This is a genomic window from Dysosmobacter sp. Phy, from assembly GCF_054476235.1.
Genome location: NZ_CM136997.1, coordinates 2,779,084 through 2,793,450, shown reverse-complemented (window position 1 = coordinate 2,793,450; position 14,367 = coordinate 2,779,084). Strand labels below are relative to the sequence as shown.

Annotated in this window: 14 protein-coding genes and 1 pseudogene; 9 read left to right on the top strand and 6 right to left on the bottom strand. The window is 65.3% G+C overall.

Annotated elements, in window-relative coordinates:
- Positions 1-138: 138 nt before the first annotated feature.
- Entirely contained in the window at positions 139-1,065 is a 927-nt protein-coding gene (locus tag ACVDHE_RS13910) for a DDE-type integrase/transposase/recombinase (RefSeq protein WP_418724639.1), read from the bottom strand.
- Between the two features lie 238 nt (positions 1,066-1,303).
- Between ACVDHE_RS13910 and trpS the strand changes: the two genes are divergently transcribed.
- Genes trpS through ACVDHE_RS13890 form a run of 4 tightly spaced genes read left to right on the top strand, consistent with a single transcriptional unit; the run spans position 1,304 to position 5,417 of the window.
- Positions 1,304-2,311 carry a tryptophan--tRNA ligase gene (gene trpS / locus ACVDHE_RS13905; protein ID WP_458884885.1) on the top strand — a complete coding sequence of 336 codons (1,008 nt, stop codon included), beginning with the start codon at positions 1,304-1,306 and terminating at the stop codon, positions 2,309-2,311.
- Between the two features lie 13 nt (positions 2,312-2,324).
- Positions 2,325-3,485, top strand: a complete 1,161-nt coding sequence (locus ACVDHE_RS13900) for an MraY family glycosyltransferase (RefSeq protein ID WP_418726066.1) — start codon at positions 2,325-2,327, stop codon at positions 3,483-3,485.
- Positions 3,485-4,627 (top strand): non-hydrolyzing UDP-N-acetylglucosamine 2-epimerase, encoded by a 1,143-nt coding sequence (gene wecB, locus ACVDHE_RS13895; protein WP_325224417.1) that lies wholly within the window; start codon positions 3,485-3,487, stop codon positions 4,625-4,627. The genes ACVDHE_RS13900 and wecB overlap by 1 nt, the downstream gene beginning before the upstream one ends.
- 37 nt (positions 4,628-4,664) lie before the next feature.
- Positions 4,665-5,417 (top strand): hypothetical protein, encoded by a 753-nt coding sequence (locus ACVDHE_RS13890; protein WP_458884884.1) that lies wholly within the window; start codon positions 4,665-4,667, stop codon positions 5,415-5,417.
- Positions 5,418-5,454: 37 nt separating this feature from the next.
- Here ACVDHE_RS13890 and ACVDHE_RS13885 read toward each other — a convergent pair whose 3' ends face one another.
- The 4 genes from ACVDHE_RS13885 to nth all read right to left on the bottom strand — a co-directional run bounded on the left by ACVDHE_RS13885 (position 5,455) and on the right by nth (position 7,355).
- Positions 5,455-5,877, bottom strand: coding sequence for a hypothetical protein (locus ACVDHE_RS13885; protein WP_458884883.1), 423 nt, complete (start codon positions 5,875-5,877; stop codon positions 5,455-5,457).
- A 3-nt stretch (positions 5,878-5,880) separates the two neighbouring features.
- Positions 5,881-6,303: a hypothetical protein gene (locus ACVDHE_RS13880; protein WP_458884881.1), complete on the bottom strand. Its 423-nt coding sequence runs from the start codon at positions 6,301-6,303 to the stop codon at positions 5,881-5,883.
- Between the two features lie 22 nt (positions 6,304-6,325).
- Positions 6,326-6,586, bottom strand: a complete 261-nt coding sequence (locus ACVDHE_RS13875) for a hypothetical protein (protein WP_418725262.1) — start codon at positions 6,584-6,586, stop codon at positions 6,326-6,328.
- Between the two features lie 121 nt (positions 6,587-6,707).
- Positions 6,708-7,355: an endonuclease III gene (gene nth / locus ACVDHE_RS13870; protein ID WP_213038586.1), complete on the bottom strand. Its 648-nt coding sequence runs from the start codon at positions 7,353-7,355 to the stop codon at positions 6,708-6,710.
- A 178-nt stretch (positions 7,356-7,533) separates the two neighbouring features.
- Here nth and ACVDHE_RS13865 point away from each other — a divergent pair, with 178 nt between their 5' ends.
- Positions 7,534-8,802: a replication-associated recombination protein A gene (locus ACVDHE_RS13865; RefSeq protein ID WP_325224380.1), complete on the top strand. Its 1,269-nt coding sequence runs from the start codon at positions 7,534-7,536 to the stop codon at positions 8,800-8,802.
- Here ACVDHE_RS13865 and ACVDHE_RS13860 read toward each other — a convergent pair.
- Entirely contained in the window at positions 8,783-9,718 is a 936-nt protein-coding gene (locus ACVDHE_RS13860) for a S1 RNA-binding domain-containing protein (RefSeq protein WP_458884879.1), read from the bottom strand. The genes ACVDHE_RS13865 and ACVDHE_RS13860 overlap by 20 nt on opposite strands.
- 90 nt (positions 9,719-9,808) lie before the next feature.
- Here ACVDHE_RS13860 and ACVDHE_RS13855 point away from each other — a divergent pair, with 90 nt between their 5' ends.
- The 4 genes and pseudogenes from ACVDHE_RS13855 to ACVDHE_RS13840 all read left to right on the top strand — a co-directional run bounded on the left by ACVDHE_RS13855 (position 9,809) and on the right by ACVDHE_RS13840 (position 14,367).
- Positions 9,809-10,000 carry a DUF951 domain-containing protein gene (locus ACVDHE_RS13855; RefSeq protein WP_325224375.1) on the top strand — a complete coding sequence of 64 codons (192 nt, stop codon included), beginning with the start codon at positions 9,809-9,811 and terminating at the stop codon, positions 9,998-10,000.
- Between the two features lie 91 nt (positions 10,001-10,091).
- Positions 10,092-11,051 (top strand): annotated as a pseudogene (locus ACVDHE_RS13850) (sigma-E processing peptidase SpoIIGA); the annotation flags it as partial.
- A 67-nt stretch (positions 11,052-11,118) separates the two neighbouring features.
- On the top strand, positions 11,119-11,823 hold the full coding sequence (gene sigE / locus ACVDHE_RS13845) for an RNA polymerase sporulation sigma factor SigE (RefSeq protein ID WP_213038580.1): 705 nt from the start codon (positions 11,119-11,121) through the stop codon (positions 11,821-11,823).
- Positions 11,824-11,910: 87 nt separating this feature from the next.
- Entirely contained in the window at positions 11,911-14,367 is a 2,457-nt protein-coding gene (locus ACVDHE_RS13840; RefSeq protein WP_458884878.1) for an ATP-dependent helicase, read from the top strand.

Below are 14,367 nucleotides of genomic sequence, written 5' to 3'. Positions count from 1 at the left end.
GAATGTCAAGGCTGATGCGCGGGTTTTTCCGAGATCGCCCTGGGATTTTTGCGGCTTACCAGAGATTTCGGCGGGATGGGCGCAGAGGCCTCCGCACCGAAGCACTCCACATGCGGATGTGCGTTTTATGTAGGTTTGTCAAACATATTGGACGGCGAACTCTAAGGGGGAACACCAGTTGAGGGGCCTCATGGGGAAGTTGTTGGAGCGGCGGTTGTGAACGGCGAGCTGCTTTGCGAAGTCATCCAGGGAATAAAAGCTGTGGCAGGAATAGAAGCGTTTCTGGTCCTCACGGTGGCTGCGCTCCACCTTGCCGTTGTGGCGTGGGGTATAGGGACGGATGAGCTTGTGGCGGATGCCAAGCTCGGCGGCAGTTTTCTCAAATAGGGAAGGGCTGTCTTGTCTACCTGTGAGGAAGCGGTTGGTAAACTCTGGGCCATTGTCGGTCTGGACGCATTCCACCCGGATGCCCCGGCGGGCATACCAGCGGACCAGCTTTCTTAGAAAATCAGCGGAGGAAAAGGTGGACTGCTCGGGATAGGCGGCCAGGAAGCGCAGACGGGTAAACTCGTCAATAGCGGTGTACTGGAACAGGCGCAGCTCCGGGTCGGCGACGCAGCGGCGGGGCACCACCTTCACATCCACCTGGACACGCTGGCCGGGATAGGTCATCTGCTGGTAGGGCTTTGGCTTGTATGCTTTCTTCTTCTCGGCCGCAGGAAACAACCCCAGCTTGCGCATGACACGGAACAGGCTCTCCGGGCGGCGGGTATAGCCCCGCTGCCGCAACCGGTGCCACAGCTCCACCATGCCAAGGTTGGGATTCCTGCGGCGCAGGTCCCGGATCAGCTTCAGCTCCGCCTGTGTGTGCTGGTTGGGATGGTGGTGGGGCCGCCGGGACTGGCAGGCCAGGGATCCCGGTGTACCATCCCAGCGGTTCTTCCAGAAGTAGATGTACGACCGGCTTTTGTTGTACTTCCGGCTGGCTTTAGCTACTCCATATTTCTCCGCGTACTTCATCAGGGATTGCCTGTATGCCATGTCCTGTGTTATACTCTTGCTCATGAAGGATATGGCCCCCTCTCGTTCAGTTGTTGTCTGCAACTCCAACTTTAACCGATGAGGCCTTATCCTTCATCCTTTTTTATTCACTTGTCCAATATGTATTGTAGTCCTACACACTCCACATGCGGATGTGCGTTTTATCCGTTGCACTTTTTCAGGCTTTGTGATATACTATATTAGTTAAATTGCGCCCTGGCAAAGGACGCTTTCAATAGAAAGATTTGAGGTGTTCCGACTTATGGAAAATGAAGTGCAGAAAAAGCGTATTTTGAGCGGCATTCAGCCCTCCGGCGACCTGACCCTGGGCTCCTATCTGGGGGCCATCAAGAACTGGGCGGCCCTGGCCGATCAGTACGACTGCTACTATATGCTGGCGGACATGCACACCATCACCGTCCGGCAGGACCCGGCGGCGCTGCGCCGTCACACCCTGACCCAGGTGGCGGCCTACATTGCCAGCGGCCTGGACCCGGAGAAGAACGTGCTCTTCGTCCAGTCCCACGTGCCCGCCCACGCCCAGCTGGGCTGGGTGCTGGACTGCTACACCATGTTCGGTGAGCTCAGCCGCATGACCCAGTTTAAGGACAAGTCCGCCAAGAACGCCGACAACATCAATGCGGGTCTTTTCACCTATCCGGCTCTGATGGCCGCCGATATCCTGCTCTACCAGGCGGACCTGGTGCCCGTGGGCGGCGATCAGAAGCAGCACGTGGAGATCTGCCGGGACATCGCCAACCGCTTCAATGGCATCTACGGCGACGTGTTCAAGATCCCCGAGCCCTACATTCCCCAGGTGGGCGCCCGGGTCATGAGTCTCACCAGCCCCGAGAGCAAGATGAGCAAGTCCGACAAGGACCCGGGCGGCTGCGTCTATATGCTGGAAAAGCCCGAGGATATCCTGCGCAAGTTCAAGAAGGCTGTGACGGACTCCGACGCCTGCGTCCGCTACGACAAGGAGACCAAGCCCGGCGTGTCCAACCTCATGCAGATCTACTCCGTAGCCACCGGCCGCACCTTCGAGGAGATCGAGGCGGAGTTCGCCGGCCGCGGCTACGGCGACTTCAAGAAGGCCGTGGGCGAGGCCGTGGTGGAGCTGCTGCGGCCCATCCGGGAGGAGACGGAGCGCCTGCTGGCGGACAAGGGCTATCTCGAGAGCGTGTACCGCGCCGGCGCCGAGAAGGCCGCCTATGTAGCGGGCCGCACCCTCTCCAAGGTCTATAAAAAAGTGGGCTTCCTGCCCCGCTGACGGAGGTCGCGCAATGGAGTTTGAGAGCGGTCTGATCGTCCTGGTGCTGCTGGCGCTGCTGGTGGCGGGGATGGTCAGCTTCCTGACCACCCCGGTGGTCAAGACCTTCGCCTATAAAGTGGGCGCCATCGACGTGCCCAAGGACGAGCGGCGGATGCACAAGGTGCCCATCCCCCGGCTGGGGGGCCTGGCCATCTTCATCGGCTTCATGGTGAGCATCCTGCTCTTCGTCCCTATCACTCCGGAGATGAAGAGCATCTTGCTGGGTGCCGTGGTCATCGTGGTGCTGGGCGTGGTGGACGACATCATGGCCCTGCCGGCGCTGCTGAAATTCGTGGTGCAGATCGTGGCGGCCCTGATCCCCGCCACCCACGGGGTGGTGATCCAGGCCTTTTCCAACCCCAACGTCTTTTCGGACAACCTGTACTGGGTGCTGGGCTGGATGTCGGTGCCGGTGACGGTGCTGTGGATCGTGGCCATCACCAACTCCGTGAACCTGATCGACGGGCTGGACGGCCTCGCCAACGGCGTGTCCGCCATCTCCGCCACCACCATGCTGGTCATCGCCCTGGTGACGGCCCAGAACCAGGTGGCCATCGCCCTGGCGGCCCTGGTGGGCGCGTGCGTGGGGTTCATGCCCTACAACATGAACCCCGCCAAGATGTTCATGGGCGACACCGGCGCTACCTTCCTGGGCTTCATCCTGGCCACCATGTCCATTCAGGGCCTGTTCAAGTATTACGCCGTCATCACCTTCGTGGTGCCGTTCCTGATCCTGGGCCTGCCCATCTTCGACACCAGTTTCGCCTTCATCCGCCGCATCGCCCACGGCCAGAGCCCCATGCACGCCGACCGGGGCCACATCCACCACCGGCTCATCGACATGGGCCTCAACCAGAAGCAGGCGGTGGCCACGCTGTATGTGATCTCCGCCATCCTGGGCCTTAGCGCCGTGGTGCTGACCACCGGCGGGGAGGAGAAGGCCATGCTGCTGTTCGCGGCCCTTTGCATCGTGGCGGCGGTGGCCGCCCGGGTGGTGTTCCCCAAGGAGGTCCGGGAGGAGCTCCACGAGGAACTGGAGGAGCTGCGGGAGCACGGCCACCACGACCACCATCACAGTGAGCATCCGTCCGCTCCGGAGCAGACGCCCGGCGGGGACGGCAAGGAGGAATAATGGAAAAGCTGCGTATCATGAGCGTGTTCGGCACCCGGCCGGAGGCCATCAAGATGTGCCCCCTGGTGAAGGAACTGGCGTCCCGGCCGGAGATCGAGAGCCTTTGCTGCGTCACCGCCCAGCACCGCCAGATGCTGGACAGCGTGCTGGAGGTCTTTGACCTGAAGCCCGACTGGGACCTGGACATCATGACCCCCCGGCAGACCCTGTCCACCATCACCAGCAAGTGCCTCACCGGCATGGACGAGGCCATCGACACGCTGAAGCCGGATATGATCCTGGTCCACGGGGACACCTCCACCACCTTTGCCGGGGCCCTGTCGGCCTTCTATCACCAGGTGCCGGTGGGCCATGTGGAGGCGGGTCTCAGGACCTACGACAAATACTCCCCCTTCCCGGAGGAGATGAACCGCAAGCTGGTCAGCGCCATCGCGGACCTCTACTTCTGCCCAACGGTCAACAATAAAAACAACCTCCTCAAGGAGGGCATCACCCAGGGGCTCTTCGTTACCGGCAACACGGTGATCGACGCCCTCAAGACCACGGTCCGGGACGATTATGTCTTTGCAACGGACGAGCTGAACAAGCTGCCCTACGGGGAGAAGAAGATCATTCTCGTCACCTGCCACCGGCGGGAGAACTACGGCGAGCCCATGAAAAACATCATGCTGGCCCTGCGGCAGATCGCCGAGGAGGACCCCGAGGTGGAGCTGGTGTATCCCGTCCACCTGAGCCCCGTGGTCCGGGAGGCGGTGGACACGTATCTGCGCGGCGCGCCCCGGGTCCACCTGATCGACCCCCTGCCCGCCGACGAGATGCACAACCTCATGGCCCGGTCCTACCTGGTGCTGACGGACTCCGGCGGCCTCCAGGAGGAGGCGCCCGCCCTGGGCAAGCCCGTGCTGGTCATGCGCCGGGAGACGGAGCGGCCGGAGGCCGTGGAGGCCGGGACCGTGAAGCTCTGCGGCGTGGTCCAGGACGACATCGTCACCATGGCCCAGCGGCTGATCCGGGACGAGGCGGCGTACGGCCGCATGGCCCACGCGGTCAACCCCTACGGCGACGGCAACGCCTGCCGCCGCATCGCCGACGCGGTGCTGTGGCACTTTGGGCGGGGAGAGCGCCCCGCTGATTTTCAGTAACGCCCCCCCGCCGGGGGCGGCCAGGGAGGAGGACACCATGGACAAGCGCCGGATGAACCATATCGCCGTGGGCTTCATCGTGGTCATGGCCCTGGTGATCGCCGTGATGTTCGGCAACAACCTCCGCCGCCCGCCGCAGGTGGTGCTTCCGGATACCTCAGCTACCGGCGACCAGTCGGACCAGGCAGAGGATGACGCCGGCACGCTGTCGCTGGTGCAGGTGACGCCGGAGACAGTCCAAACTGCCATTGCGACTCTTTCCAGGCCGGATCAGTACCGCCGCACCATCACCATCGAACAGTTCTGGGACGGCGGCAGCGGCACCTATGAGGTCAGCGTTCTGGTGTACGGCCCGTGGACCCGGACGGACCGGACCCTGCCGGACGGCCGGGCGCGTCATACCATCACTGACGGTAAGACCACCTATATCTGGTATGACGGCGACAGCGCGGTGCACAGCGGACCTTCCGCCGGCATCACCGCCGACAACGAGCAGACCATCCCCACCTACGAGGACGTACTGGACCTGCCCAAGGAGATCATCGTACAGGCGGATTACCGCACCATCTCCGATGCGAACTGCATCTACGTGGAGACCCGGGAGGGGCAGGACGGCGTCCTGCGGTACTGGGTCAGCGTGGAGACGGGGCTGCTGGCGGCGGCGGAGCGGCTGGTGGACGGGGAGACCGTCTACCGCATGGGGGCGCTGACGGTGGACCTGACCGCCCCCGCAGCGGCGGATCTGACCCTGCCGGACGGCACGGTGTTGGTGCCGGAACTGGCGGAATGAACGGAAAAAGCGGAGGCGTGCGCCTCCGCTTTTTCATTTACAGGATCAGCAGCAGGCCCAGAGCCACCAGCAGTTCCTCGTCGGCGTCCTCCCGGAACAAGAAGAACAGCAAACCCAGGAGCAGCAGGTCCCCGGTGTCCACGCTGTCCAGGTGCCACTGGTCCAGGAAGTGCCGGAGAAAGCCGGTCAGGCCGTCGCCCCGGCCGCCGGAGGGCGGTGGCGGACCGTAGAAGGGCGGGGCCTCCCAGGTGTGCTCCCGGTGTGTCTCGCCGTGCTGCTCCCCGCCGCGGTCCTGCTGCCCGGAAGAAGGAGGCGGCCTCCGCTCCCCGGCCCCGGCGCCGGGCGGGGGGTCCTGTCCGCCGCCGGAGGGCGGCGGAGCCTGGCCGGGCCGGCGGGCGGGCTCCTCCTCCGGGATCCGGGTATAGGAGCCGTCATCGTTGCGCATATACCGGTTATACATCCCTCAAGACCCCTCCCATCCGGCCAGGAATTTCTTGCCCAGATGGAACAGCCTCGCCAACTGGAGGGCCCGCTCCACCTTCTCCTGCCGCTCTGGCTTCAGGTAGGGCCGCAGGGCGTAGACCAGCGTGCGGGCGTTGGAGTCCTGCTGGCTGCCCAGCTCCTGGACCAGGGGCAGCAGCCGCATCAGCAGCTTAGGGTCCAGGCCGCCGGTGAGGCCCGACAGCAGATCGCCGCCGCCGTTTTCCGGCGGCGGTCCCTGATGGTGCCGGTCCTGGGACGCCTGCCGCGTCTGCGGCGGAGACTGGGGCGGTTCGGTCTCGCCGCCCCCGGTCTCGCCGGAGAGGGACTGGGCCAGCCGCATGATCTGTGCCATGCTGTCGGGGTTGGACAGCAGTTCGTTGAGCTTGTCGTCGAATTCGGCCATGCCCGGCCCCCTTTCTCTCAGGTCACTTCTGCTTCATGCTGCGGTTGATCCGCTGGACCAGCTCCGCCCCGGCGGGGCTCTGCATCACCTGGTTCATCATCCGCATGATCTCCGCAGGGTTGCCCTTGGCGGCGGACTGGGCCGCCCGCTGGAGGGACGCTCCCTGATCTCCCGCGGAGAGCATCTGCATCAGAGCCTGGCCGTCCCGGGACTGCATCAGGGACTGCAGCATGGCGGGATTGGCTTTGAGCTGCTGGATCATTCGCTTGGTCTGTTCGTCCATAGTGCCTCCTTACGCCTCACGGCTGTTGAGTTCCATCACAGTATATGAGGCGGGGCCGGGAAATGTGCCCCGGAAAGAAAAAAACGCCCCGCGCCGTACAGACGCGGAGCAGGGAAGGAGTTTATTTTTTCCGGGCGGCGGCCTTGGCCGTGTCGCAGTCCTTGGCCAGGGGGCAGCCCTCGCACTGGGGGGACCGGGCGGTGCAGGTGTCCCGGCCGAAGAGGACCAGCCGGTGGCAGAAGTTGTTGGACTCCTTGGGCGGGATGCTCTGGCGCAGCTGCCGCTCCACCTGGAGGGGATCCTTGGACCCATCGGTGATGCCCAGCCGCCCGGTGATGCGGATGCAGTGGGTGTCGCAGACATAGCCCTCCTGGCCGAACACGTCCCCCAGGATGAGGTTGGCGGTCTTGCGGCCCACGCCGGGCAGAGCCGTCAGCTCCTCCATGGTGCCTGGGACCTTGCCGCCGTGCTTTTCGATCAGCTGCTGCGCGCAGGCTACGATATCCCGGGCCTTGCCGTTATAGAAGCCGCAGGAGTGGATGTACTCGCCCACCTCCTTGGGATCGGCTTCGGCGAAGCTCTCCAGGGTGGGGAAGCGTTCGTACAGGGCCGGGGTCACCTTGTTGACCCGCTCGTCGGTACACTGGGCGGAGAGCCGCACGGCGAAGAGCAGTTCGTAGTCCTTTTCGTATTGCAAAGAGCAAAGGGCGTCGGGATAGATCCCTTTCAGCGTCTCGATGATCCGCTTCACGGCGGCTTTGGATTTCATGGCAGTCACCTCGCTTGACACGATACCACAAAATCCGACGGAAAACCAGAGGAATTTGCAACACTTTTCCGCCCTTTCCCAGGAAAAGGCGGAAAAGTTTGGGCCAGGCGGTGGAAATCCGGGCAGCGCTGTGCTATAATGCCTATCTGGAATTTTTACGGAGAAGGGAGGCGGCGCCATGCAGCGGCCCCTGGCGGACGAGATCCGTCCGAAAACCCTGGACGAGGTGGTGGGGCAGAAGCACCTCCTGGCCCCCGGCGCGGTGCTGCGGCGGCTGATCGAGAGCGGCGCGGAGGCCAACATGGTCTTTTATGGCCCCTCCGGCACCGGCAAGACCACCATCGCCAACATCATCGCCCAGCGGACCCACAAGACGTTGTACCGGCTCAACGCCACCACCGCCTCGCTGCAGGACGTGAAGGACATCATCGCCGACGTGGGGACGCTGATGGCCCCCGGCGGCATCCTGCTGTATCTGGACGAGATCCAGTACTTCAACAAGAAGCAGCAGCAGAGCCTGCTGGAGTTCATGGAGAACGGGTCGCTGACCCTGATCGCCTCCACTACGGAAAACCCCTATTTCTACGTCTACGGCGCCCTGCTCTCCCGCAGCACGGTGTTTGAGTTCAAGGCCGTGCCGCCGGAGGAGGCGGAGGGCGCCGTGCGCCGGGCGTTGGACATCGAGCGGGAGCGGGCGGCCCTGCCCCTGACCTGGGAGGAGGGGGTGCCCCGGCAGATCGCCACCGCCTGCGGCGGCGACGTGCGCAAGGCCATCAACGCCGTGGAGCTGCTCTGCCAGGCGGCGCAGCCCCGGGACGGGCAGATTATGCTGACAAGTGGGGACGCTTCACAGCTGGCACAGCGCAGCGCTATGCGCTATGACAAGGGCGGCGACGCCATGTACGACCTGGCCTCCGCACTGATGAAGTCCCTGCGGGGCAGCGACCCGGACGCGGCGCTGCACTATCTGGCCCGCTTTCTGGAGGCCGGGGACCTGGTGACCCCCTGCCGGCGGCTGCTGTGCTCCGCCAGCGAGGATATCGGCATGGCGTACCCCCAGGCGGTGAGCATCGTGAAGGCCTGCGTGGACACGGCCATGCAGCTGGGCCTTCCCGAGGCGCAGCTGCCCCTGGCCCAGGCGGCGATCCTGCTGGCCACGGCCCCCAAGTCCAACAGTGTGGTGGAGGGAATCTCCGCCGCCTGGGCGGACGTGAAGGCGGGCCGCACCGGGGACGTGCCCCGGGAACTGCAGAACGTCCACGCCGACTCCACCGGCATGGAGCGAGAACAGGGCTACCGCTACCCCCACAGCTACCCCGGCCACTGGGTGCGCCAGCAGTACCTGCCCGACGCCCTGAAAAGCGTGAAATACTACCGTTACGGCGACAACAAGACCGAGCAGGCCGCCAAGGTTTACTGGGAGAAGATCAAGGGTCCGGAGACGTGAACACCGTCTCCACCGGATCCTTCTCGTAGCCCGGCGGGGAGTAGACCCACCGCTCCAGCACCCCGTCGGTGATCTGGTAGCGGGGAGGCTCCGGCTCCCGGGGCGGCGGCAGGGTCTCGATGACCTGGAGCTTGATCTTCATGCGCTCGGGCCGGATGCTCTTGATGAACACGGAGACGCCGTCGCCCACCCGAAGGCCCTCCCGGCTGTCGGCCAGGCCCGAGAGGTTGGGGGCCAGTTCCACGAAGCTGCCGTAGTCCTTGACGCTGCGGACCACGCCCCGGACCGTCTCACCGGTGCGGAAGCGGCTGGCGTTTTCCATCCAGGTGCCCAGCAGCTCCCGGTGGGTCATGGTGAACCGGCGGCGCTGGCGGTCCACGGACTTCACCGCCGCCAGGATCTTCTGGCCCGGCCGGAACCGCTGGTCCGGGTGGGGGATGCGGGAGACGGAGATGTACTCGATGGGCAGCATGGCGATGACGCCGCAGCCGATGTCCAGAAAGGCGCCGAAGGACTCCAGCCGGGTCACCACGGCGGTGACCACGCTGCCGGGGACCAGGTGCTCCAGGAAGTCGTCCAGGGCCTGCTCCTGGACGAGACGGCGGCTGAGCAGGGCCACCGGCGCGCCCTTTTCGTCGGCGCGGATGGCCGTGACACAAAAGCAGGTGGGCTTTCCCACCCGGCTCAGCACCGCGATGTCCCGCTCCGCCCCGCTGATCCAGGGGGAGAGGACCTCCTCCCGGGGCATGAGGCCCCGGACGCCGCCCAAGGTGAAGTGGAGGGCGTGAGCGGTGTCGCACCGGTCCGCCGCGGCCTCCAGGACCGTACCGGCGTCCATGGCCTCCTGGAGGGCGGGGAGGGTCCAGGGCCCTTGGGGGCGCAGGCCTTCCGGCGGGAATCGTCTGTTTTCCGGCATGAGCGATCGCATCCTTCTGCCGCGGAGGCGGCGTGTTATGATGATGTTACTATATGCGGCCCCGGCGGCCCGCTTGACAGGAGGCGTAAAATGGACCTGCACCTGCATGACAAAGTGGAATTGAAGAAGCCCCACCCCTGCGGCTCCACCCAGTGGGAGATTTTGCGGGTGGGCATGGACATCAAGCTCCGGTGCCTTGGCTGCGGCCACGAGCTGATGCTGCCCCGCAGCAAGGCAGAGAAGAGCATCCGGAAGATCCTGACGGAGGAGGGACGGACATGAACAGAGGAACGAGAACGGTGGCGCTGGTGCTGGTGGTGGTCCTGGTGATCTCTCTGCTGGCATCCCTGGTGCTGCCGTATCTGGCAATGGGGTGAGCGCACGGATCCGCCGCGGGTTTTCGCGGCGGATTTTTTCTGCCCCGAGGGCAGACCCGGGAAATCGGGCCCGCCTCCTTTTTGCGACCGCTTTTCCCAGTCCGCTGTCCTATAATGGTCCCCGTGACCGGAAAGGGGGCGGCGCCGTGACGACCGTGTACGTGGACAGTGTCTTTGTGCTCAATGCCCTGATGGACTATCTGCTGCTCCTGTGCACCGGGCGGCTGGCGGGGGTGCCCCTGCGGCGGGGGCGCTACGCTCTGGCTGCGGTGCTGGGCGGGGCCTACGCCGTGGCGGTGTTCCTGCCGGGGTGCGGCTTCCTCGCGCTCCTGCCGGCCAAAGCGGCGGCAGGGGTGGTCCTGGCGGTGGCGGCCTTCGGCGGCGAGGCGCGGCTGGGGCGGCTGATGCTGCTGTTTTTTGCCGTGTCCTGCGCTATGGCCGGGTGTGTCCTGGGCCTGGGACTGCTAGCGGGGGGCGGCGTACCGGTGGCACGGGGCGTCTTTTATACCGACGTCTCCGCCAAGGTGCTGCTGATCGCCGCGGCGGCCGCCTATCTGGTGCTGACGGTGGTGTTCCGGGCGGCGGCCCGCCACGGCCTTGGCGGGCATCTGGTGCCGGTCCGGGTGTGCCTGGAGGGACGGACCGCCGCTCTGACGGCCCTGCTGGACACCGGCAGCGCCCTGCGGGACCCGCTGTCCGGCGCACCGGTGCTGGTGGTGTCCCCGGGGGCGTTGGACGGCGCGCTGCCGCCGCCGGTGCGGCGCCTTCTGACGCCGGCGCTGCTGCGCTTTCCGCCGGACCTGTTGGAGCCGCTGGAACAGGCGGCGCCGGCGCTGCGATGGCGGCTCGTGCCCTACCGGGCGGTGGGCGTGCCGGAGGGGCTGCTGCTGGCGGTGCGCAGCGACTGGACGGAGATCGGCGGAGAGCGGCACCCGGGGCTGACGGTGGCATTTTCCCCCACGGCCCTGGGGCCGGGATATGCCGCCCTGTGGGGCGGCGAGGCAGGCAAAAGGAGAGTGGGACATGAGACAATGGAGGATGATCGCAAGGCGGCTTTTGGAGCGGCTGGGGCTGCTGGCGGAGCACGGGGTCCACTACATCGGCGGCAGCGACACCCTGCCGCCGCCCCTGCCCCGGGAGCGGGAGGCGGAGCTGCTGGCCCGGCTGGACCAGGAGGACGCCCGCAAGGAGCTGATCGAACATAATCTGCGGCTGGTGGTGTACATCGCCCGGCGGTTTGAAAATACCGGCGTCGGCATCGAGGACCTCATTTCCATCGGGACCATCGGCCTCATCAAGGCCGTGGGCACCTACCGCTCCGACAAGAACATCAAGCTGGCCACCTACGCCTCCCGGTGCATCGAAAACGAGATTTTGATGTACTTGCGAAAAAACGCCGGGCGGAAGGGAGAGGTCTCCTTCGACGAGCCGCTGAACACCGACTGGGACGGCAACGAGCTGCTGCTCTCCGACGTGCTGGGCACCGAGGCGGACGTGGTCATGCGGCCCATCGAGGAGGACGTGGACCGCTCACTCCTGGCGGCGGCCATCAGCGTGCTCTCTCCCCGGGAAAAGGAGATCATCACGCTGCGCTTCGGCCTGGGCGGCGGCCGGGAGCAGACCCAGAAGGAGGTGGCGGACCGGCTGGGCATCTCCCAGAGCTACATCTCGCGCCTGGAAAAGCGCATCATCAACCGGCTGAAAAAGGAGATCCTGCGGCTGAGCTGAGCACCGCCGGTCAGGGCCGACGCCCCTTGACCGGCGGCGCTTTTTGTCATAGAATGGTCTGCGAGACTATGAGGACAGGTGGACCCTATGACTGATTTTGAACAGCGTTACATCGCCGCCCGCAAGGCCGTCATCGCCCGGGACCTGCGGCGGCTGAACCCCATGCAGCGCCAGGCCGCCATGACGACCGAGGGGCCGCTGCTGCTGCTGGCCGGCGCCGGCAGCGGCAAGACCACGGTGCTGATCCAGCGGGTGTATAATCTCCTGACCTACGGCCGGGGCAGCGACACCGACGAGGTCCCTGGCTGGGCCACGGAGGAGGATTTGCGTTTCCTGGAGACCCTGCCGGACCAGCCGGACGAGGAGCAGTACCGCCGGGCGGTGCGCCTTTGCGCCGTGGACGTGCCAAAGCCCTGGGAGATCATCGCCATCACCTTTACCAACAAGGCCGCCGGGGAGCTGAAAGAGCGCCTGTCCGTCCGGCTGGGCCCGGCGGCGGAGGACGTGTGGGCCTCCACCTTCCACTCCGCCTGTGTGCGCATCCTGCGGCGGGACATCGACCGCATCGGCTTCGGCAAGGACTTCACCATCTACGATACCGACGACTCCAAGCGGGTGGTGCGGGACATCCTCAAGGAGATGAACCTGGACGAGAAAAAACTCCAGCCCCGCAAAGCCTTGGCGGTCATCAGCGCCTCCAAGGACCGTTACGAGAGTCCGGAGGACTTTGCCAGGGCCCATTCCAATGAGGCCGACTGGGAAATGAACCGCATTGCCAAGGTCTACGCCGCCTACGCCAAAAAGCTCCGCGCTGCCAACGCGTTGGACTTCGACGACATCATCTACCATACCGTCACCCTCCTGCGCCAGGAGCGGTCGGTCCTGGAGTACTACCAGCGCAAGTTCCGCTACGTGCTGGTGGACGAGTACCAGGACACCAACCATCTCCAGTACCTGCTCACCAGCCTCCTGGCGGGAGGGTACAAGAACCTCTGCGTGGTGGGCGACGACGACCAGTCCATCTACCGTTTCCGGGGCGCCAACATCGAGAATATTCTCAGCTTTGAAAAGCAGTACAAGAACGCCCGGACCATCCGCCTGGAGCAGAACTACCGCTCCACCCAGAACATCCTGGACGCCGCCAACGCCGTGATCCAAAACAATACCGGCCGCAAGGGCAAGACCCTCTGGACCGACAACGGCGCCGGGGAGACGGTCACCGTCAAGACCACCTTCAACGAGAGCGACGAGGCGGGCTTCGTGGCCGGGGACATCCTCACGGGGCTGAATCGGGGGCGGAAGTTCTCCGACTGCGTGGTCCTCTACCGGATGAACGCCCAATCCAACGCTCTGGAATACGCCATGAAGCGCAACGGCATCCCCTACAAGGTGGTGGGGGGTATGAAGTTCTTCGACCGGGCGGAGGTGAAGGACATGCTGTCCTACCTCTGCGTCCTCAACAACCCCCTGGACGACCTGCGCCTGCGGCGGATCATCAACGTCCCCGCCCGGGGCATCGGCAACACCACCCTGGATAAAGTGGCGCTTCTCGCCGAGAGCCAGGGGGCGTCCCTCTACGAGATCATCCGCAACGCCGACCTGTTCCCGGAGCTCAAGAGCGCCGCTTCCAAGCTGCTGAAATTTGCGGACCTGATCGACGGCCTTCGCCGGGCCGGGGGAGAGCTGGCCCTGCCGGAGTTCTACGACGCCGTCTGCGACCAGACCGGGTACATCCGTGCCCTGGAGGAGAAGAACGACCTGGAGAGCCGGGGCCGCATCGAGAACGTCCAGGAATTGAAATCCAACATCCTGGGCTTCCTGGAGCGGGATCCGGAGGACGCCACCCTCTCGGGCTTCCTCAACGAGATCGCCCTGTACACGGACCTGGACGGCGTGGAGGCCGGGGAGGAGTCTGTCACCCTCATGACCATCCACGCCGCCAAGGGCCTGGAGTTCCCCTGGGTCTACGTGGTGGGCATGGAGGAGGGGATCTTCCCCGGCTCCTCCGCCCAGTACGACGAGGAGGAGCTGGAGGAGGAGCGGCGCCTTTGCTACGTGGCCATGACCCGGGCCAAGGAGAAGCTGACACTGACCAACGCCCGCCAGCGGATGCTCTACGGCCGCACCAGCCCCAACCGGCCCTCCCGGTTTTTGGAGGAGATCCCGGAGGAGAACCTCCGCTGGCTCAGCAAGCCGGAGCCCCGTGCCGCCCGGCGGGACGACCTGGACACCGCCCCCTGGGGCGACAGTTTCGGCGCGGCCCCGGCCCGGTCCGCTCCGGTGCGGACTTACGGCGCCGCCAAGCCCCGGGAGCCGGTCCGCAAGCCCCTGGCCTCCGCCTCCGGACGGACGGCGGGAAGCACGGCGGGGCTTTTGCAGCTGGCAGTGGGGGACACCGTGGAGCACAACGCCTTCGGCCGGGGCACCGTCACCGCCGTCCAGCCCATGTCCGGCGACGCCATGGTGACCGTGCAGTTTGAAAAAGAGGACAAGCCCAAACGGCTGATGCTGAAATTCGCCGGCAGCCACATGAAGAAGCTGTGA